At 62.4% G+C, this 20186-nt stretch carries 16 protein-coding genes; 9 read left to right on the forward strand and 7 right to left on the reverse strand.

Features of this window, described 5'->3' with window-relative positions:
• Together ACSOSP_RS35965 and hpnA are read right to left on the reverse strand one after the other, a co-directional pair.
• Positions 1-510: a hypothetical protein gene (locus ACSOSP_RS35965; protein WP_455313793.1), complete on the reverse strand. Its 510-nt coding sequence runs from the start codon at positions 508-510 to the stop codon at positions 1-3.
• Between the two features lie 139 nt (positions 511-649).
• The gene (gene hpnA, locus ACSOSP_RS35970) at positions 650-1672 is read right to left on the reverse strand and encodes a hopanoid-associated sugar epimerase (protein WP_455313794.1); all 1023 of its coding nucleotides are present in this window, start codon (positions 1670-1672) and stop codon (positions 650-652) included.
• A gap of 208 nt (positions 1673-1880) precedes the next feature.
• On the opposite strand from hpnA, the gene ACSOSP_RS35975 reads away from it, so the two are divergent.
• From ACSOSP_RS35975 to ACSOSP_RS35995, 5 genes are all read left to right on the forward strand, one after another.
• Positions 1881-5030 carry a response regulator gene (locus tag ACSOSP_RS35975; RefSeq protein ID WP_455315432.1) on the forward strand — a complete coding sequence of 1050 codons (3150 nt, stop codon included), beginning with the start codon at positions 1881-1883 and terminating at the stop codon, positions 5028-5030.
• An 11-nt stretch (positions 5031-5041) separates the two neighbouring features.
• Positions 5042-5884: a CheR family methyltransferase gene (locus ACSOSP_RS35980; protein WP_455313795.1), complete on the forward strand. Its 843-nt coding sequence runs from the start codon at positions 5042-5044 to the stop codon at positions 5882-5884.
• Positions 5885-5886: 2 nt separating this feature from the next.
• A complete protein-coding gene (locus ACSOSP_RS35985; protein ID WP_455313796.1) occupies positions 5887-6495 on the forward strand; it encodes a chemotaxis protein CheB in 609 nt (202 codons plus the stop codon).
• A 65-nt stretch (positions 6496-6560) separates the two neighbouring features.
• Positions 6561-7709, forward strand: a complete 1149-nt coding sequence (locus ACSOSP_RS35990) for a hybrid sensor histidine kinase/response regulator (protein ID WP_455315433.1) — start codon at positions 6561-6563, stop codon at positions 7707-7709.
• Positions 7710-7874: 165 nt separating this feature from the next.
• Positions 7875-8171, forward strand: a complete 297-nt coding sequence (locus tag ACSOSP_RS35995; RefSeq protein WP_455313797.1) for an acylphosphatase — start codon at positions 7875-7877, stop codon at positions 8169-8171.
• A gap of 312 nt (positions 8172-8483) precedes the next feature.
• Here ACSOSP_RS35995 and ACSOSP_RS36000 read toward each other — a convergent pair whose 3' ends face one another.
• Together ACSOSP_RS36000 and egtD are read right to left on the reverse strand one after the other, a co-directional pair.
• A complete protein-coding gene (locus ACSOSP_RS36000) occupies positions 8484-9053 on the reverse strand; it encodes a hypothetical protein (RefSeq protein ID WP_455313798.1) in 570 nt (189 codons plus the stop codon).
• A gap of 281 nt (positions 9054-9334) precedes the next feature.
• Positions 9335-10315, reverse strand: coding sequence for an L-histidine N(alpha)-methyltransferase (egtD, locus tag ACSOSP_RS36005; RefSeq protein WP_455313799.1), 981 nt, complete (start codon positions 10313-10315; stop codon positions 9335-9337).
• A gap of 604 nt (positions 10316-10919) precedes the next feature.
• Between egtD and ACSOSP_RS36010 the strand changes: the two genes are divergently transcribed.
• Entirely contained in the window at positions 10920-13199 is a 2280-nt protein-coding gene (locus tag ACSOSP_RS36010; protein ID WP_455313800.1) for a response regulator, read from the forward strand.
• Here the strand turns inward: ACSOSP_RS36010 and ACSOSP_RS36015 are convergent.
• Positions 13186-14487, reverse strand: coding sequence for an ATP-binding protein (locus ACSOSP_RS36015; protein WP_455315434.1), 1302 nt, complete (start codon positions 14485-14487; stop codon positions 13186-13188). The two genes, ACSOSP_RS36010 and ACSOSP_RS36015, sit on opposite strands and share 14 nt — an antisense overlap.
• Positions 14488-14642: 155 nt before the next feature.
• Positions 14643-15413: a response regulator gene (locus ACSOSP_RS36020; RefSeq protein ID WP_455313801.1), complete on the reverse strand. Its 771-nt coding sequence runs from the start codon at positions 15411-15413 to the stop codon at positions 14643-14645.
• A 247-nt stretch (positions 15414-15660) separates the two neighbouring features.
• Between ACSOSP_RS36020 and ACSOSP_RS36025 the strand changes: the two genes are divergently transcribed.
• The 3 genes from ACSOSP_RS36025 to ACSOSP_RS36035 all read left to right on the forward strand — a co-directional run bounded on the left by ACSOSP_RS36025 (position 15661) and on the right by ACSOSP_RS36035 (position 19338).
• Positions 15661-16410, forward strand: a complete 750-nt coding sequence (locus tag ACSOSP_RS36025; protein WP_158939746.1) for a response regulator — start codon at positions 15661-15663, stop codon at positions 16408-16410.
• A 153-nt stretch (positions 16411-16563) separates the two neighbouring features.
• The gene (locus ACSOSP_RS36030; RefSeq protein WP_455313802.1) at positions 16564-16905 is read left to right on the forward strand and encodes a hypothetical protein; all 342 of its coding nucleotides are present in this window, start codon (positions 16564-16566) and stop codon (positions 16903-16905) included.
• A gap of 324 nt (positions 16906-17229) precedes the next feature.
• Positions 17230-19338: an ATP-binding protein gene (locus ACSOSP_RS36035; RefSeq protein ID WP_455315435.1), complete on the forward strand. Its 2109-nt coding sequence runs from the start codon at positions 17230-17232 to the stop codon at positions 19336-19338.
• A 158-nt stretch (positions 19339-19496) separates the two neighbouring features.
• Here ACSOSP_RS36035 and ACSOSP_RS36040 read toward each other — a convergent pair whose 3' ends face one another.
• On the reverse strand, positions 19497-20108 hold the full coding sequence (locus ACSOSP_RS36040) for a transglycosylase SLT domain-containing protein (RefSeq protein WP_455313803.1): 612 nt from the start codon (positions 20106-20108) through the stop codon (positions 19497-19499).
• Between the last annotated feature and the right edge of the window lie 78 nt (positions 20109-20186).

Below are 20186 nucleotides of genomic sequence, written 5' to 3' on the forward strand. Positions count from 1 at the left end.
TCACCGCTTCGTCAGCATGGCGTACATCTCGATCACCATGTCGGGCGAAAAAGAGAACGGCACCCAGCCGTGTCCGGTATGACGCAGCACCAGCAAACGATCGCCGTTCGAATAACGTTGCGTGGCCATGACCGGGTTTTTCGTCGCGACAAAGCGCCAGTTGGGCGGCAGGCCGCCCGGCTGTTCGACGTCCATCGAAGCGCGCGCGTTCGATAACTCCTCGATCAACTCCGATACCCCTTCGGGGCTCAACGCCACCGACACTCCGCCAATGGTCATCGCGATCAGGTTCTTCTCCGGGCGCGAGACGTTCAGCGTGGGCTTTTCTTCGGCCACGGGCGGTTTTTCTTCAACAACGGCCGCGATCGACCCAGAAGCCGTCGCCGGTTCAACACCCGCGTCAGCGACAGAGTCAGTGGAAGATTCGGGAGAAACTGGAATAGAAGCGGCGGCGGAAATCAGCTCATCGAGGCTTGATTCCAGCGCGCCGAGCTGGTCAGTTAAGTTCATGCGTTGTTTGCCTTGCTAGCCTTGCATCGAACCTGCGATTTTAACTGCTGCGTACCGTGCAACGTCGCCACACGTTGTAACAAAATGCGTGTAGGCCGTTAAAAATGCCATCAAAACAACAGGCATCGCGCGGCACGAGTCATCGCTTCAGGTAGCCGTTCGCCCGAAACCAGTCCAGCGCGTGGCTCAGGCCCTCGCCATAGGGCCGCGCCTTGTACCCCAGTTCCCGTTCCGCTTTCGCCGACGTGAAGTACATCTTGTTCTTCGACATCCGCAAGCCATCGACGGTCACAAACGGCTCCTTGCCGCTGAACTTCGCGTAAAGCTCCGCGCCGATGGCAAGCGGATACAGCGGGCCGCGCGGCAGCTTGATGGTCGGCGGCTTGCGTCCGGCCAATCCTGCAATGTCCGCCAGCATCTGCTGCAGCGACAGGTTTTCGCCGCCGAGAATATATCGCTCGCCGATCACACCGCGCTCCAGCGCGAGAAAGTGGCCGTTCGCGACGTCGTCCACGTGCACGAGGTTCAGGCCGGTATCGACGAAAGCGGGGATCTTGCCTGTGGCCGCTTCCACGATGATCCGCCCGGTCGGCGTCGGCTTGACGTCGCGTGGACCGATCGGCGTGGACGGGTTCACGATCACCGCCGGCAAGCCGTCATTGGCGACCATGCGCTCGACCGCGCGCTCCGCCAGCACCTTGCTGCGTTTGTACGCGCCAATGGTCTGGTGGGCCTGGGCAGGCTTCGTTTCATCGACGACATCTCCCGCCGGACTCACCTTCAACGTCGCCACGCTGCTCGTGTACACGATCCGCTCGACGCCCTCGGCCAGCGCCGCGCGCATGGTGGCCTCGGTGCCTTCCAGGTTCGCGCGCTCGATCTCGCCCGGATCACGCGCCCAGATACGGTAGTCGGCGGCCACGTGCAGCAGGTAGCGCACGCCCTTCATGGCAGCGCGCATGGAGGCCTCGTCGCGCATGTCGCCGATCACGACTTCGGCGTCGAGACCTTCGAGGTTTTGCCGGGAACTGGTCTTGCGTATGACTACGCGAACGTCAAAACCGCGTTCCCGCGCGATGCGCGCCACAGCCGATCCGACGAAACCGGATGCGCCGGTGACGAGCACGCGCCCACGGGCGTCCCCACTTAACGGGTCAGTCATTTTTGCCTCTTTTTGTCTTGCAAAGGTAACAGTTGCGCGTCTTCCGAAGCGTCTCGATTCGCCGCCAGCCCATATGTGACAAGGGCTGGCGGCTCGTGCTATGGTCCGATGCTGCTTTAGGCCGTCAGAGCCAAATTCAAGGAAAAATCTTCAACCAATGTTTATAGACAGTCGAAACCGATCCGTGTGGCTAACCTTCGCGATCGCGATGTTGCTCCTGATCGTCTTTGCGGTCGACTGGCTCATGCCGCTGCGTGTGGCCATCTGGGTGTTCTACATCCTGCCGGTCGCGCTCTGCATGTGGGTCGACCGGCCCACCATGCCGTTTATCACCGCGGGCGTGGCCTCCGTGCTGATGTTCACGGGTTATATCCTCTCGAACGCCGACGCGCTCACCGCCCCGCTCGTGCTGCAGCTCAACCGCGTGATCGGCGTGATCGTGATGTTCGTGCTGGCCGGCGTGGGGCATCTCTATATCAAAACGCGGCTGAACCTGCAACGCAGCGCGTGGCTCAAGCAGGGCGAAGTCCAGATCGGCTTGCAGATGCGCGGCGATCTCGTCCCGGCGGCCGTCGCCGACGGCATCCTTCGCTCGCTTGTGCCGTACGTCGGCGCGCATGTCGCCGTGCTGTACAGCCGTAAAGGCGAAACGCTCGAACGCATCGCGGCGTGGGCGCTGCCTGCCGACAGCGACGTACCGCAGCGGATCACGCGAGGCCAGGGGCTGCTCGGGCAAGTGCTCGACGAGAAACGGGCGATCGAGGTCCGGGGCGCGGGCTCGGATTTTCTGAAAGTTGGCTCGGCGCTGGCATCGGCGCCTTCGAGCCACTGCGTGGTCGCGCCCATGATGGCCGACGGCGAAGTGACCGGCGTGCTGGAAGTGGGTTTTATCGGCGATGAAAATGCGGTGGACGATACCCGCGAGCTGCTCGAAAACGCCGCCGAAGCAATGGGCATGGCGCTGCGCTCGGCGCAGTATCGTTTGCGGATGGTCGAGTTGCTGGAGCAAACGCAGCGCCAGAGCGAGGAATTGCAGGTGCAGCAAGAGGAGCTGCGGGTATCGAATGAAGAGCTCGAGGAGCGCGGCCGGGTCTTGATGGAAACGCAGGCGCGGCTGGAAACGCAACAGGCCGAGCTTGAGCAGACGAACGTGCATCTCGAGGAATACACGCAGCATCTCGAACGGCAGAAAACGGAACTGGTGCGCGCGCAAAAGGAACTGGAAGCGAACGCGCTGGCGCTTGAGCGCGCGAGCCAGTACAAGTCCGAATTCCTCGCGAACATGTCGCACGAGTTGCGCACGCCGCTGAACAGTTCGCTAATCCTCGCGAAGCTTCTGGAGGACAACAAGCACGGCAATCTCTCCGATGAACAGGTGCGTTACGCCGCAACCATTCATTCGTCGAACAGTGACCTGCTGTCGCTCATCAACGACATCCTGGATTTGTCGAAGGTCGAAGCGGGGCAGATGGACGTGCAGTTCGCGCCGGTTGCCATCGACGGGATGCTGCAGTCGTTGCAGCATTCCTTCGCGCCGATCGCGGACTCGAAGCGCCTGAAGTTCCTGACCGAGCGCGCCCAGGGCGTGCCGGCGTATTTCGTCACCGACAACCAGCGGCTTCAGCAAGTCTTGCGCAACCTGCTTTCGAACGCGTTCAAGTTCACCGAGCAAGGTCGGGTGACCGTCTCCGTGCACAAGGCGGACAACAACGAAAATGCGTTGCGTTTCGATGTACGCGATACGGGCATCGGCATTGCGCGCGATAAACAGGACCTCATTTTCCAGGCGTTCCAGCAAGCCGATGGCACGACCAGCCGCAAGTACGGCGGCAGCGGGTTGGGTCTGTCGATATCGAGGGAATTTTCGCGCTTGCTCGGCGGTTCAGTGAGCGTGGCGAGCGAACCCGGCAAGGGCAGCGTATTTTCGGTCACGCTGCCGCTGGCGGTTCGTGAAGGTACGGTCACCGCCAAGCTCGACGTGATCGGGCATATGAGCGAGCCGGGGCACGCCGTGTCGGAGGAGGCCGCCAGCGTCGCTGAGGTGCAGAACCACGCGCCGGCGCATCTCGCGGCAATGGCGTTGGCTCCTTCGGCTCTTGAACCGTCGGCCTGGCGCGCGCCGCATGCGAACTTCCCGGCGCCGCAGCCCATTGCCGACGACCGCGCCAACCGCAAGCGCCCGGACCGCGTGATCCTGGCGATTGAAGACGACTTGCGTTTCGCGCACATCCTGCACGACCTCGCGCATGAACTCGAATTCGACTTCGTGCATGCGACCACCGCGACACAAGGTGTGGAACTCGCCCGCACTTTGCAACCGAACGGCATCCTCCTCGATGTCGGCTTACCCGACCAGTCGGGCCTGACCGTGCTCGAATGGCTCAAGCACGATCCGCTCACGCGGCACATCCCGATTCACATCGTCTCGTCGACGGATCATGCCGATGTCGCGCTGCATCTCGGCGCGATCGGCTACACCCTCAAACCGAGCGCACGCGACACGCTGGCCGGCGCCATCCGCCAGCTCGAAGCGCGTTCGGCGCAAGGAACGCGGCGTGTGCTGGTGGTCGAGGACGATCCCGTGTTGCGCCAGAGCATCCACGCGTTGCTGAAAAGCGAGACGGTCGAGATCGTGGAAGCAGGGACGATTGCAGACGCGCTGGAGCAGATAAACCGCACGAGCTTCGACTGCATCGTGATGGACCTCGCCTTGCCGGACGGCTCAGGTTACGACTTGCTGGAACGCGTATCCACGTCGCAGGAGCATGCGTCGCCGCCGGTGATCGTGTACACGGGGCGCGTGTTATCGCCGGATGAGGAGCAGCGCCTGCGCCGTTATTCCAGGTCGATCATCATCAAGGGCGCGAAGTCGCCGGAACGTTTGGTCGATGAAGTGACGTTGTTCCTGCATAGCGTGGAGAGCGCGTTACCGCCCGAGCAGCAGCGCATGCTGCGCGCGGCGCGCCAGCGCGACGACGTATTCGAGGGCCGCACGATCCTGCTGGCCGAAGACGATGTCCGCAATATCTTCGCGCTGTCGCATGTGATCGAGCCGCTGGGGGCGAAGCTGGAAATCGCGCGCAATGGCCGCGAGGCGCTGGATTCGTTGGCCCGCCATCCGCAGATCGATCTCGTGCTGATGGACATCATGATGCCGGAAATGGACGGGTTCACGGCCATGACCGAGATTCGCAAGAACCCCGACCATGCGAGGCTGCCGATCATCGCGCTGACCGCGAAAGCGATGGCGAGCGATCGCCAGAAGTGCCTGGAAGCGGGGGCGGACGACTACATTTCGAAGCCGATCGACGTCGACAAGCTGGTGTCGCTGTGTCGCGTCTGGCTGCGCCAACGCTAGCCGGGTCCGCCATGCCGCATCGAACCCTGAAGAACACGGAAGAAGCGATCTTCGACATCGAGTTGAAGCTGCTGCTCGAAGCCGTTTACCTGAAGTATCAGCATGACTTCCGCCATTACTCCGTGAGTTCGCTGCGGCGGCGCCTGACGCAGGCGCTGCATGATCTGGGGTTCGCGACGCTGTCGCAGTTGCAGGAGCGCATTCTCCGCGACGCCACGCTGTTCTCTCGCCTGTTCCAGTACCTGACGGTGCAGGTCAGCGAGATGTTCCGCGACCCGGCGTATTTCCGCTCCATCCGGGAACAGGTCGTGCCGATCCTGCAGACGTATCCGTCCATCAAGGTGTGGGTGGCGGGGTGCAGCAGCGGCGAGGAATTGTGGTCGCTCGCCATCCTGTTCGCCGAGGAGAACATTGCGGACCGTACGGTTTTGTACGCCACCGATATCAACGCCGATGCCTTGCGCCAGGCCGAGAACGGCATTTACCCGCTGGATCGGCTGGCGAGCTTCAGCCAGAATTATCTGGCGGCGGGCGGCAAGCGCTCGCTCTCCGACTACTACCACGCGGCCTACGGCGCGGCGAAATTCTCCCAGACCCTCAAGTCGCGCGTTGTGTTCGCCGATCACAGCCTTGCCACCGACAGCGTGTTTCTCGAAGCGCATCTCGTGTCGTGCCGCAACGTGCTGATCTATTTCGACCGCGCGTTGCAGGACCGCGCGCTGGGTCTGTTCAGCGATTCGCTGGTGCGCCGCGGCTTCCTCGGGCTGGGCAGCAAGGAGAGCCTGCGGTTTTCAAAACACGCAGGCAGTTTCGCCGATTTCGATGCGCGCGAGCGTTTGTATCAGAAGGTCTAGCGATGACACCATCGACAGATTCCCTGGATGCAATCGAAGCCATCGTGATCGGGGCGTCGGCGGGGGGCGTCGAAGCGTTGAACCACGTCTTGCCCGCGCTGCCGGCCGATTTCCGCCCTGCCGTGCTTGTGGTCGTGCATGTCAGGAGCGAGCCGCCCAGCCTGCTGCCTGCGCTGTTTGCCCCGCGTTGCCGCTTGCCGGTCGTCGAGCCCGACGACAAGGACGAGATCGCCGGCGGCACGATCTATGTTGCGCCGCCGGGGTATCACATGCTGGTCGAGCCGGACTGCACAATCTCCCTTTCCGTCGATCCGCCCGTGCGGTTTTCGCGGCCATCGGTGGATGTGCTGTTTGAATCGGCGGCGCTCTGTTTCGCCGACACGCTGCTCGGCATCGTGCTGTCCGGCGCCAACGACGATGGCGCGCGCGGCCTGGTTGCAATCTCGCGGGCAGGCGGGCGCTGCTGGGTGCAAGACCCGCATACCGCGGTGGCCGGCGCCATGCCGCTTGGCGCCATCGCGCGCGGCGGCGTGCACGACATTCTCACGCTCGACGTCATGGTCGCCCGCATGGCCCGCATGGTGGCGGGCACGCGCCGCCAACCCGGTTGACTTGGATCTGACACGCTAATGGGACTCCGCTAATGGAACACATCAGGCAACCCGGCAGGCAACCGCTGAAGCCGCCTATCTACGTCCTGATCGTCGACGATGTGCAGAACAACATCACTGCACTGGAAGCGTCGCTGGCGCGGCCGGACATCTCGGTGCTCGCGGCAGGATCGGGGCCGGCCGCGCTCGAACTGCTGCTCAAGCACGAAGTCGCGCTCGCCATTCTCGATGTCAACATGCCCGGCATGGACGGCTTCGAACTGGCCGAGCTGATGCGCGGCAGCCCGCGCACCGCGCATGTGCCGATCATCTTCCTGACCGCGACCGCTCAGGACACCGGGCGCACGTTTCGCGGTTATGAAGCGGGCGCGGTGGATTTCCTCTACAAGCCGTACGACTCGCGGATCCTGAATTCGAAGGTGGATGTCTTCATCCAGATCGAGAAGCAGAAGCAGCAGCTCGCCACGCAACTGGCGACGGTCCAGCAACTCCTCGATGCCAACGAAATGCTGATGGCCGTGCTCGGCCACGATCTGCGCACGCCGTTGTCGGCGGTGATTGCATCGGCGGAATATCTTGCGCGGTTCGTGCCGGACGAGAACGTGGCGAATATCGGCACGCGCATCAAGAGCAGCGGCATGCGGATGGTGCGCATGGTCGACCAGTTGCTCAATCTCGCGCGCTTGCGCGGCGGGCGCGTGACGCTGCAGCCGCGGGCGGTGGAGTTGATGACGCTGGCGAAGAATATTGTCGAAGAATACGAGGCGCGGGTGGGTCAGGGCCGTATCTTCATTTTCCGCGATGGCGATACGCTGTTGCAGGGCGATGGGGATCTGTTGTCGCAGGTGTTTTCGAATCTGATCGGCAATGCGCTGACGCATGGGCGAGAGGGCTCGACCATTCAGGTGCGTCTGAACGGCGACGCTGCCGACGATGTCCTGATCAGCGTTCAAAACGCAGGCGAGATTCCCGTCAATGTCTTGCCGACCATTTTTGCGCCGTATCGGTCGGGACAGCCGCAGCAGGAAACCGGCGGCCTTGGACTTGGGCTCTACATCACGCGCGAGATTGCGCAAATGCATGGTGGACGAGTGGACGTACGTTCCGACGCGGAGAACGGCACGATATTCGAAGTGACGTTGCCGCGCGAAGCCGTGGTGCGGCGAGTGGGTGGATACACGGCCGATGGGGCGCAGCCGTTCCGGCTGGGCTGAAGGCGAAGCGGTGCGTTCTTTTCCTGCTGGATGAGTGCAGCAATCCAATGGGTGCTGCCGGTTTTTCTGGTCTTGTCTAAAATGCCGCCTATTGGCGTTTGCCGGATGTGCCTTCGGCATAAAGAGGGCGGCGTGACGAATCAGCACTAATCGGGAGAAGCGAACATGCCGAGTCCAGACCTGGATATTCGAATAGAAACGTATTACGTGCACGTGAAGGGGTTGGTGCAAGGGGTGGGATTCCGCCATGCAACGGTGCGCCGGGCGCATGCGCTGGGTGTCCGCGGCTGGGTAGCCAACCTGGAGGACGGATCGGTTGAAGCGATCATTCAGGGACCCGCGAATCAGGTCGACTTGATGCTCGAATGGCTGCGCCGAGGACCGCCGCATGCGCGGGTCACGGATCTGGTCAGCGAGGAGCGGTATATCGAGAAGCGCTTTGAGCGGTTTGAGCAGCACTGAGGGCCGGGCGTTCACGAGAAACCTGGTTGGGTTTTGGCTTTTTATTTTCTGAGTTGTGCTTTCTTGAGCAAGTACAAGTTACCGTTTTCCGGTGACCGGAGGCCTCGAATCTTGACCCCGGCGTCTCATGACGCTAGACTGCGAAAGCTGGTTGCAAGAACCTTTGGGAGGCTTCTCCGGATCGTACGGGTCTACTCAATTGGGCACAGAATCATCCGGGATTCTGAGGCAGTGGTAGCGCAGAGTAAAAAGTTGCGCTAGTCCCCGACTACCTTGTGCTAAGGGGGTGTTCCGCCTGCCGTTATCCAGCTATCAAAGGGTCCCTATCTCGGGACCCTTTGCATTTGTATCTCTGAAAGCCGTTACGACTGAGTAGTAGAACTCGCGGCTACTTCGGTCGACCATGGGCTCCAGCACAACACTGCCGTTTCCGCCTTTGACCACGATGGGCTTGTGTTTCCCGCGCATGCTGGCGAACTCGCAATGAATCCTGGCGCGACGAGTCAGTACCCGCGCGACAAACGCCGATACTGCCGTAACGTTATCAGGGGACACCGCTTTTGCGGACAGCTTGATCTCCTTCCAGTGTCCCTCGATGATATGCACAGCTCCATATCCCCGATGGCGGCTCCAGTGCTCACCCAGAAGCAGATATACCGGTCCATTTTCAAACGTGTGCCCCGGGGCCACCATTCTTGGAAGTTCGCAAAAAACAGCGCCGCCGCGTGGATGTTCGATCGCCCACAACGCGTCTGGCTTGCCGGTACGCGGCCACCAGGACGACAGCACGATAGATTGACGTTGCAGCTGCGGTGGCTCGGGCGGCTTGACGTCAATCTTAGGAATACAAATTGGTCTTGCGAAGTGGCGTTCATCGTCCATTGATTGTTCTTCAAAGACGTGAACGAGGTATTCGGTCGTATCGGTGAAGCCAGAAAGATGGGAGTCTCAGGGTAACATATCGGTAAGTCATGCTGAGCATTAAGCCGATGACTTTTACGCGTCTCAATTTGTTGACGTTCTTCGCCAGTCGGTCTTATGTGGAGCATGGGCCATTCGGCGTGTCGCGTCCGGCCCATCAGGTTAAAACGTAACCCGAAATCCCCCGGCCTCAACAAGCCCGGGGCGTCACATCCATCATGATCAACTGGCAACGAACCGCGTTACTTTGCCACCAGCAAACTCTCGGCAAATCCCCATTCGTCGTCCAGCCATTGCGTCGCGCATTCGAATCCCGCGTCCGCAGCCAGCGGCCCCACCTCGTCAGCGAGATATTTGTGGCTGCTCTCCGTCCAGATCGTCTCCCCCTGGCGGAATTCCACGGTCAATCCCGCCGCGCGAATGGTCGTCCTCACCGGGCGTTTCGCACGCAAATGCATTTCCACGCTGCGGGCATCGGGATTGAAGCGCGCAAGATGCTCGAACGCGTCCAGCGGAATGTCCGCGTCCAGTTCGCGATTGATCCGCGCAAGCAGGTTCAGGTTAAACGCAGCCGTCACGCCAATAGGATCGTCGTACGCCGGAATCAGCACTTCCAGCGGCTTGAGGAGATCCATCCCGAGCAACAACGAATCGCCCGGCTTGAGCATGCCGCGAATCGACTTCAAGAACCGCGTAGCTGCCAGCCGCGCGAAATTGCCGATCGTGCTGCCGAGAAACAGCACGAGCAGAACTTCGCCCTCTTTCCGGTTGGCGCTTACTTCAGCCAGCCCGGCCAGATAATCACGCTCGTAGCCCACGATCGAAATCCGTTCAATGTCGCCCAGCTCGCGCCGGCACAATTGCAACGCCGTGGGCGAAATTTCGATCGGACAGTATTCGGTCGGCCGTTTCTTGCACAGCGCCTCCAGAATTCGCCGCGTCTTGCGGCCGCTTCCGCTGCCGAGTTCGGCAACGGTCACATTGCGCGGCAATGCGGCCACGATATCGGCGGCATGGGCGTTCAATACACGCTCCTCAGCGCGCGTCACACCATATTCCGGTAACGCGGTGATGACTTCGAACAAGGCGGAGCCAACCTCGTCATACAAATACATCGATGGCAATTCTTTCTGCGGCTCGTGCGTGAGGCCTTCGTGAACGGCGGCGGCAAACGGTGAGGAAAAGCGCGTCGACTGAACGGCCTGCGTCGTGGCTTGGGGCATGAGACGTCTCCATGTTGCCGCGGCGCAGCGCGCGCGGCGGGTTATCCATGACGAGAATTACGCGTAGAAAAACATCTGACGAGAATGGGTCGATCGGCGTCCCGGCCGTGAGATGCGTGACAGGCGCCGAGGGACCGGGGAGCGAAGTCGTTGGGTGAGCAAGAAGCGCGCACGGCCCCCCCATTTCCCTGTCCAGGGACGGGTATTGTTACGGCGGACGTGTCTCCATACGTCCGGATGCGCGTCCCTTCACGCACTGTCTGGCTAGCAGGTTTCGCGTGGTAATCGACTCTACCCGTGTCTTTGGAATCACGCTGAAACCATCTCGGAGCCAGGCTGCAATTCGGCTGGAATTCGGCCGGAATTCGGCCGAATTGGCCAACTAAGCAATAACTACGTGTCGCCGGGTTGCTTTTTACACGTGTTGTGTGAACGCCGTGGGGCGATAGCGGCATGACACGGGCGCTCCAGGAGCCTCGGCGGCGTGCGCGGGCAGGTTCCCCGACTGGCGCAATGCTTGCTTGCTACTTCCGATCACGTTGCAGCGCATCGACTTGAAAAATACTTCGCGCTGTCCTCGCCGTTCTCTCTTCAGTGCAGATTCATGACCGACTCAGCTAGTCCCGATCCCGTGATCGCACGTCTCGACGACACGGGCGCGTACAGCATCCCGGCGCCGGTCCAGCAACCCGACCCTGCGACACCAGCCGACAAGCCGTTCGGTTTTCATGGCGCCATACCGGCCGTTGCCGAGCCGGAAAGCCCGCCCGCCACTGATGGTCGGTCCGATCATCAGCCCGATGAAAGGCCCGCTTTTTCGCTCGATTCCGGCGGGTTTTTCCTGAGCGTGCTGAACGGCAGCACGGATTGCATCAAGATCCTGCGGCTCGACGGTACGCTCGAATTCATGAATGCCAACGGCATCTGCCTGATGGAAATCGATGACTTCGCGCCGTTCAAGGGCCAGTCCTGGGCGTCGCTATGGCCGCAAGAATCGCGGCACCTGCTGGTCGACGCGATCGATAACGCGCGGCATGGCCGTCCTTCGCGCTTCGAAGCACTCTGCCCGACAGCGAAAGGGACGCCGAAATACTGGGACGTCTCGGTGGCGCCGGTGAACGGGGCAGGCGCAGTGGAATGGTTTGTATCGATTTCCCGCGATATCACCGAGCGCGTGCTTGGCGTGCGTTCGCTCGATGCCGCGCTGCAAGAGCAAAAGCGCCTGAGCGAGGCGCTGGAGTTGCATCAGGAGACGCTGGAGGGCCGCGTCGAAGACGCGCTGGCGGCATTGCGGGCGATTGAAGCGGAGCAGCGCGAAACGGCGGCTGCGCTGGCGCAATCGCAGAAAATGGAAGCCGTCGGCAAGCTGACCGGCGGCGTGGCCCACGATTTCAACAATGTGCTGCAGGTGATTGGCGGAAACCTGCAACTCGCGGTGCAGGAATCGAACGGCAACCAGGCCCTGACGCGGCGCCTTACCAGCGCGCACGAAGCGGTCGAGCGCGGCGCGAAGCTCGCGTCGCAATTGCTGGCGTTCGCGCGCCGGCAACCGCTTGAACCGGTGGCGCTCGATATATCGCGGCTGCTGCGCAGTTCCGACGACATGCTGCGCCGCTTGCTCGGCGAAACCATCGAACTGGAAACGGTGGTGTCGGGCGGCTTGTGGAACACGCTGGCCGATCCGAATCATTTGCAGAACGTGATCGTGAACCTGGCGATCAATGCGCGTGACGCGATGGACGGCGCGGGCCGGCTGACCATCGAGGCGGGCAACGCGATGCTCGACGACGAGTACACGCGCCATCACGCCGATCTGGCGAGCGGCCAGTACGTGATGGTTGCCGTCTCAGACACAGGTTGCGGCATGACGCCGGAGACGCTGGCGCGCGCCTTCGAGCCCTTCTATACGACCAAGGTCGAAGGCCGGGGTACCGGGCTGGGCTTGAGCATGGCCTACGGCTTCATGAAGCAGACCGGCGGCCATATCAAGCTCTATAGCGAGCCGGGCCACGGTACGACGGTCAAGCTTTATCTGCCGCGCTCGATGGAAGACGAGGCCGTGAGCGTGCACGCTGCGAACGATCCGGTAACGGGCGGCACGGAAACGATCCTGGTGGTGGAGGACGATCCGGACGTGCGCGCAACCGCCGTGGACATGCTGACCCAGCTGGGATATCAAGTGCTGAAAGCCGTGGATGCCCAGAGCGCGCTGAGCGTGCTCGAAAGCGGCGTGCACGTCGATTTGCTGTTCAGCGACGTCGTGATGCCGGGACCGATGCGCAGCGTTGAGCTCGCTCGGCGCGCGAAGGAAATGCTGCCGGCGCTGGAAGTGCTGTTCACGTCGGGCTACACGGAAAACGCGATTGTGCACGGTGGCCGGCTCGATCTGGGCGTGGCGTTGATCAGCAAGCCGTATCGGCGGGATGCGCTCGCCCGCAAGGTGCGCTGGATGTTTCGCACGCGGGTTTATGAGGCGCCCGATCCACTGGATGCGCCGGACGCGCCCGAGATGCCTCAGGCCGAGCCTCAGCCACTACGCGTGCTGATTGTGGAGGACGACGCGAACACCCGCGAAGCGACGCGCGAGCTGCTGGAGTTGCTCGACGCGAAAGTGCTGGCGGTGGACAGCGCGCAGGCCGCGCTCGACCTGATCGCGCAGCAATTGTTCGATGTCCTGCTTACCGATGTTCGCATGCCCGGCATGTCGGGCCTCGACCTGGCCCGCGCAATGAAGCGTTTGCAGCCGCGTGTGCATGTGGTGCTGGCATCGGGTTACGGGACGGGTATTGCCGCCGAGCTTGGCGACGACCTGAGTGGCGCGACATTGCTGCCGAAGCCATTCAACTTCGATGAACTCGAACAGGCGGTGTTCAGGAAGCCATGACGGCTTCGGGCACTCCGGCGGTGTGTGAAGCCGCGCTGCAGCCCGCGCGAACGGGTTCTTCCATCGGAATGACGATCCGCACGGTCAGGCCGCCGTCGGCCGCGTTGCCGATATCGCAGCGGCCGCCGAGTTCGTGCGCGAGGCGCCCGACGATGGCGAGTCCCAGTCCGCAATGACCATCGCCCGCGCGCGCCGGGTCGAGGCGGACAAATGGCTTGCGGGCATCGTCCAGACGCTCGGGCGGAATCCCGTCGCCGTAATCGCGCACCGTGATGAACCACTCGCCATTGCGCTTGCCCGTGCTGATGTCGACGGGCGGGGCGCCGTGCTCCAGCGCGTTATCGACCAGATTGGTCACCAGCCGGTCCAGCAAGGTGCGCGGCAAGTGGAATGTCTTGCCGGCGCCCAGATCGAGGCGGAACAGGGGGGCGTCTTCCGCTTCGTCCTGCGCGAACTGCTCCGCGAGAAAATCGTCCACGTTGATCGCCGGTCCGCTCGTCGGCACGTTCGCGGCGAACTCCAGGAACTGCTGCACGATGCGCGTCAGGGAGTCGATGTCGCGAATGAAATGCGCGCGCTCCGCGTCGTCTTGCACCAGCACGCTTGCACGCAGCTTCAGGCGTGTAAGCGGCGCTTTCAGATCGTGCGCGATGCCGGCAAGCATGACGGCTTTCTCGTCGTCGGCGTCGTTGATCCGCCGCATCATCTGGTTGAACGCGCGGATCAGGTCGCGCAGCTCACGCGGACCGCGCTCGTCTACCGGGACCGGCCGCTCGCCCGCGCCGAACTGACGCGCGCCTTGCGCCACGCGCGACAACGGCCGCTGCAGTTGCCACGCCGCGACCAGCGACAGGATCACGGCCGCCATCAACATACCCACCGATTCAATCAGGATAGGTGGCGGGGGAGGCAGATCGACCGGCGTCACGATCCAGTTCGGACTGTTCGGATAACGCACCCAAAGACGCTGCGCGTGCCTGGGGCCATCGACGGCGAGCCGTGTGCCCGGCGGCAGCACGTTCCTCAACTCCCGCAACAGATGCACGACCGGGCCGTTGTCGGGCTCGCGCAACGTGATGCCTTCAGGCAGGTTCGACGACAACACCAGCTGCACGCTCAACGCAGGCGCGAGCCGCACGCCTTGACGCGCGTCGTCATTGGCGGCCGCCAGTACAAGCATCAATCCGCGCGCGTAACCTTCCGCGTCGTGATGCGGCCGCTGCACGGTGAGCACCGTGAACCAGCAGGCCTGCACGGCAAACAGCACGACCAGTGAAATGAGCGCCATGCGCCCGAACAGCGAGTTGAACGGATTGCCGTGCCCCGACAGGTTGCGACTCCAGACACGAGCTAACCCGGTAGGATCCGACCCTTCACGTCCCGAGCCGGTGCGGGCGCGTTGGCTGCCGCGCGAACCGTGATCTCGTGCCGTGCCGAGGACTTTCATACCGTCGACGCGCGATCAGGCGTAGCGGGCGCCGGCTGCGTCGCTGTGTTCACGTTCCGTGTACCGTCGGGATCGGGAATGAACACATAGCCCTGGCCGCGCACCGTCTGCACATGGCGCGGACTGGCCGGATCTTCCTCGATAATCCTGCGCAGCCGCCAGATTGGCACGTCGAGGCTGCGGTCGCTGAAGGTGCTGTCGTCGCGATGCACGAGATCGTGGATCAGCACGCGGGACAAGACTTTGTATGGATGCCGTACGAGCACCTTGAGCAACGCGAATTCGCTGTCGCGCAAGGGAATGCGCTCGTCGCCGCTCACCAGCGCACGCGTGATGAAGTCGAGTTCGAAACGGCCGAAACGTTCGCTCGCGCAGGCTTCCGGGCGTCCTGTGGACGCTGGCGCGCGTCGCCGCAAGACGGTGTCGATGCGGGCGAGCAATTCGCGCGGATCGAAGGGCTTGGCCAGGTAATCATCCGCGCCGAGCTCCAGCCCTTCCACTTTGTCCGTCACGCTGTCGCGCGCGGTGACGAAGATCACGGGGATGTCATCACCGGCGGCACGCACGTGCCGAAGCGCGGCAATGCCGTCCATGTTCGGCATCATGATGTCGAGCACCACGATGGACGGGCGTGCATATTCAAGCCGCCGCCGCAGGCCGGTGCCATCGTGAAGGACGGAAACGTCGAGCCCGCGCGCTTTCAGGAAGCGGCTCAGCAGGTCGCACACGGCCAGGTCGTCGTCGACGATCAATACGGAAGTAGTCATGCACAAATTTTAGCTGGCATCGTAAAAGTGCGGTTTTTCATCTACTCAAAGATGGTTACCGATTCTTACCCAAAAATCCGGCAAAAATGACCGGCCGGAAAGCCTCGAAAAGCCTGTGCGCGTTGACCCGGGCGGGTGAGCGCTTTGATCAGACGTATTGCACGCTTCCTTGCCGTGCAATTCGATGAAAGAAGCGGAAAGGAATCGGTGTCGCGAGAAGGCGCTTGCGCGTCTTAAAATGACCTGCATGACCCATCATGTCCTTCTCGTCGACGACGACCCCGTAGTGCGCGACCTCGTTCGCGAATATCTGCAAGGCAACGGCCTTGCAGTCTCGGTGCTGCACGACGGTACAGGCCTTAAGCGACGTCTCGACGTCGAACGGCCATCCATTGTCGTGCTCGACGTGATGATGCCCGAGCAGGACGGCATCAGTGCGTTGCGCGAGTTGCGTGCAGCCGGCGACGACATCCCGGTGATCTTCCTGACAGCGCGCTCGGATGTGATCGATCGCGTGATCGGCCTCGAACTCGGCGCCGACGATTACCTGGCCAAACCCTTCGATCCGCGCGAACTGCTCGCGCGCATCCGCACCGTTCTCCGGCGCCGCGACGCGGCAGCGCCGGGTGCGCCGGAGGACCGGCCACCTTACCGCTTCGGTCCCTACGAAGTCGATTTTGCCGCACGCGAACTGCGTCACAACGGCGAACGCGTGCCGTTGCGTTCCGGCGAATTCGCGACGCTGAAAATCTTCGTGAAAAACGAGATGGTTGTGCTCACGCGTGCACAGTTGAACGAGAAGCTGCGCGGTCAGGCGGGGTCCTACCGGGACCGCAGTCTCGATGTGTCCATCTGGCGGCTCAGGCGCTTGCTCGAAGCCGATCCATCCGATCCGCGCTATGTCCAGACGGTCTGGGGACAGGGCTACATCTTCGTGCCGCACGGCGAGACCGGCGCGGTGGAACGCGCCATCCGGCGGGCATCGACCGAAGCGTAAAGGATGATCGGGCCTTTCCCAGGCCTGGTTCGTCCAATCGGCCGATGAATATGTATCCGCTGAAATGATCCGTTACCAACTGCATCAGTTATTTCTTCTATACCCGCATAAGATCGCTTCCATAGTCCCGACCACGGGATCTGGAGAACTCAAATGAAACGCGTAGCTGCAGTGTTGGTGTTGGCCGGAAGTCTTGCCATCTCGGGTCAGGCGTCCGCACACGGGGGTGGTGGAGACGGTGGCGCGGTTGTCGGCGCGTTGCTGGGCGGTGCGGTGATCGGCGCATTGGTGGGGTCCGCGGTGGCTCAGCCGGTGTACGCACAACCTGTCTATGCACAGCCGGTGTATCAGCCGGTCTATGCGCAACCCGTCTATGCACAGCCGGTCTACGCGCAACCTGGGCCGCCCCCGGGATACTGCTTCGACAATTACCGCCGTGCTTATGTACCGTGCGCACCGCCGCCGCAGCAAGGTTATTACCAGCAAGGCTGGTAAAACCGAGATACTTCGAGATGACAAAACCGGGCCGGCAAGCCCGGTTTTTTGTTTTGTGTGGCGCGAAAGCAGTCAACCTGTCGGGCAAATGCGGGTCAAAGAGCCACAGCATCGCCAAATGGTAGTGGGACAATGACAAAACCGCGGTAACAGGCTGGCGTAACCGAGGCTGGCATAGCCGAGGCTGGCATAACCGCCCTGAGCGCAATATCAAACCCACCCTGGCGCAAGCGAACCCAACGTTGGAGCCCTGACGCTTTGCACTCTTCAGATTCCGCACTCGACTTGCCATTGCCGTTGCGCAATTTCGCCGCGACGCGGCGAATGCTGTTGGTCGTGCTGGCGGCATCGATACTTTTCCCGATCGTGTTCCTGCTCGGCTACGGTTATTACGATTACGAGCGCCGCATGAGCGAATCCGACGATATCGCCGACCGTGTGGCCCGTGTCGCCGACGAACAAGCCGTCAAGGTGCTCGACCTCAACCGCGAAATCGCGACGCGTATCGTGGAAATGCTCGCCGACAGCGACGACGCCCATATCAGCGCGAATCAGAAAGCCATCCATGACCGCCTGAGCGTCATCGGCGAATCGTTCGACCAGGTGGCGGCCATCACCATCTTTGGCGTGAACGGCGCCATGCTGGCCAGCAACCGATTTTTCCCGGTGCCGGCCGTCTCGATCGCCAATCGCAACGACTTCACCTCCGCGCGCTCCATCCGCCCGGATCCCTATTTTTCCCTGCCGCTCCTCGGCAGCGTCCAGCAAGCCGACGTATTTACGACCAGCGTTGGGCGCAGCCTGAATGACGGCCGTTTTGCGGGCGTCGTGTCGATCGCGCTCAAACGCGATTATTTCGCAGACTTCTATCGCGATCTGTCGAATGGTGAACCGGGCATGAGTGTCGGCTTGTATCGGCGCGACGGCGGCATTCTCGTGCACGAGCCGCCTACCCGCCCCGGCATCACTCACGTGCGCGACCCGGCGTTCACCAGCGCCATGCGCAACAACGAGCTGTTCGGCCGCGTGCGGATCCGCTCGAGCATTGACGGCGTGGAGCGCGTGGTGGCGTTCCGGCGTGCGGGCGACTACCCGCTCTACGTGACAAGCGCCATTCCGACCGATGCGATCTTTGCCGAGTGGCGGCAGCACTACACGCTGATAGCCGTGATGACGGCGGTCCCGTGCGTCGCGGTCTGGCTGCTCGTGCTGTTTTCGCTGCGCCAGTTGCGGGCGCAGCAGCTCGCATGGGAGCGCTGGCAGGCGGAAGTCGCCATGCGGCTCTCGGCCGAGGCATCCAGCCGGCAGTTGCGGCGCATGGGCGCGCTCGGCAACCTGGTCGCCAACGTGGCGCATGACTTCAATAACTTGCTCATGGTGGTGGCGGCGAATATGGAGCTCGCGCGGCGCAAGAATTTCAACGGGCTCGAACGGGAAGTGCTGGCGGTCGAGCGCGCCACCGCCGGCGCCGAAGCGCTCGCGCGGCGCTTGCTCAGCGTCGCGCGCAAGCAACCGCTCAAGCAGGAGCCGATCGACCTCGCTGTCTGGCTGCCCGCAGCGGCCGGGCTGATCGAAACGGCGGCCGGCGCGAAGGTCCAGGTGAAAGTGCAAGTGTCACCGGACATGTGGCAGGTTCGCGCGGACGCCACCGAACTCGAGTTCGCGATCATCAACATTGCCGTGAATGCCCGCGATGCGATGCCTCGCGGCGGGCGTTTTGTCATCCGCAGCCAGAACGTTCGACTGACGGCCGACAACACCTTGCCCGACGGTGAATACGCGCTGATTGCCTTCACCGACAGCGGCGAGGGCATGCCCGAGACAACGGCGAGGCGTGCATTCGAGCCGCTGTTCACGACCAAGCTGAGCGGCTCGGGCACGGGGCTGGGGTTGGCGCAAGTGCTGGCGGCCTGCGAGCAGGCGGACGGTACCGCGCGCCTTGACAGTGTGCCGGGGCGCGGCACGACCGTGCGGCTTTACCTGCCCCGATACCACGGTCCTTCCGCTGCGCCGGTGACTGCGCCTGCGCCGGATGAAGCGGCCCACACCCCGCAGTCACCGGGCAACGGCGTGCCGGAGGAGCTTCAACCGGGGTCGATCTTGCTGGTGGAAGACAACGAGGAAGTGGCGGCAGGCGTGGCGGCGGTGCTCGCGACCTTTGGCTGCGACGTGCGTCACGAACTCACCGCCGACAAAGCCTTCGACCTGCTCAGCGAAGGCAGCTGCTTCGACCTGGTGTTGTCGGATATACAAATGCCTGGGCGGCTCAACGGCATCGACCTGGCCGAGAAAGTGCGCGGCGCGTGGCCCTCGCAGCGCATCGCGCTGATGACCGGTTATGCCGACGAATTCGAGCGCGCGCGTCACACCGGGGTGACCATTCTCGCGAAGCCTTTCAATATCGAAGAACTGCGGGAACTGGTGCTGCGCTGATTTATCGGCTTATCGATGCGCGATACGGCGCGGAAAGTTGGCGAGTCAGCCCCGAGCGAGATAGGCAAAACGAGATCCGCGCCGGGCGTGGTGGCGACGCGCGCTGCAATAAGCGGAGTTGAACGTTGGCGATTACTGCAGGGCGCTGAAGCCGGGAGTCAATCGCCGGTCGTTTCGGCGTTGCTGTCGGCGTTGGCATCGGCGCCGGAACCGAATTGCGGAGCGAACGCCTTGGCGCGCAGGCTGATCTTTTCCGCGTAGGCTTTCGAACCGCCGTAGCTCTTCAGGGCTGCATCCACATCGCCTTGTGCAGACTGGACATAACCGTGAAGGATCGCCGATCCGGCTTCGATATTCGCCGTTGCTTCGGTCAGGTCGATATGGCGCACGAGTTGTTTGTGCGCGGCCGGCACGACCTGCATCAGCCCGGTTGCGCCATTGGCGCCGCGGGCCTTTTCCTTGAAGCGGGATTCAACCGAGATGATGGCGAGGAGGAGGGCGGGAGGGAGCGAGTATTTCGATGCCGCTGACATGACCGCGGCTGAAATCTGCTCCGCTTTGGCGCGCGCGACGCCGAACTTCTGGGAGATCAACTGTGAGACCTGATGCGTGGCCTCGGCGGTGGCGTCGCTGGCTGCTGCGTCTTGCCGGGCGGCTTCCGGGGCACGTTCAGAAATACGTTCAGAAGTACGTTCCTGAGCCACCGCGCCCTGCATCGGTCCTAGCATCGCGCCGAACGTCAGCGCAGCAAGCCAAAGGAGTCTGCTCATGGTGAAGTGGCCTTGGAAGGGAAGGTCGCATTATACAGACGAGAAAAATCCTTGCAAATCATGTGTTTGCTTGGTCGC

This window comes from Caballeronia sp. KNU42 (genome assembly GCF_053760385.1).